Genomic DNA, 767 nt, shown 5'->3' with positions numbered 1-767 from the left:
ATCGGTTGGCGATGATGCGTCCGCTGCGCGGCCAAAGCGGCAGAAGTGGCGAGAGTGAGGATAGCAAAACTAACAAGAATGCTTTTGGCCATAGTCAGCTCCTCTGACATAGCTGCCCCAGCAGTACCCAATTCTAGCCTAACCGGCACTCCTCCACAATCTTACAGCGATAGCGCTCTACACCTCGGTTTTCATGGAGCTTCTGATAGCGCTGAATGGCCGCTATTGTATAGGTTTTTGGACGCCGGCAACGAGAGACGCTCCGCACGCTCCACTGACCGGCGTCCAAAAAGCGGCAAGGCACGAAGTCGCGGGATTTGGGCACCTGCGGAGCAGCGAGCGCTATGGGAGTTTGTAGGAGGTGCTCGACGTACGAAATTCGAAGAATGGCGGCCTCGAATGCGTGCACAACTTAAGCGTCTTGGCACGAGTGTTGCTAAATAGGGGATTTAATCTTCTTGGCCTCTGTGACTTCAGATAGTTGCGCGTGGCGGAAATGGTACATCCGACAACCATTGCGCGATTAATCGGTCGATCCGTGTTCAGTGGCATAGTGTGAATCAATTTCTTGCGAGCAGAAATATCCACGCCACATTCAAGGCAAACTGGTTTGCGCTACTCGTCAAGGCGATTTTGTTATTTTCGTGCGTAGGGTCGATCTGGCTTAGGTGCTGGCCCGAAGATGATCTGTTGGTTTTGATCATGCGTTGGTAGGCGGGCCCTGACGCGAGTTGATCATGTTGACCCTGCCACCCCGCTATCGCCGT

General features: G+C 53.5%; 1 protein-coding gene. It reads right to left on the bottom strand.

Annotated features, from left to right (window positions below):
• Nucleotides 1–560: 560 nt before the first annotated feature.
• On the bottom strand, nt 561–767 hold a 207-nt coding region (locus tag QCM77_RS45975; protein ID WP_280097148.1), incomplete at its 5' end, for a hypothetical protein.

The organism is Bradyrhizobium nivariense (assembly GCF_029846695.2).
Lineage (GTDB): Bacteria > Pseudomonadota > Alphaproteobacteria > Rhizobiales > Xanthobacteraceae > Bradyrhizobium.
The sequence above is the reverse complement of the archived record's forward strand: the minus strand, read 5'-3'. Positions and strand labels throughout refer to the sequence as shown.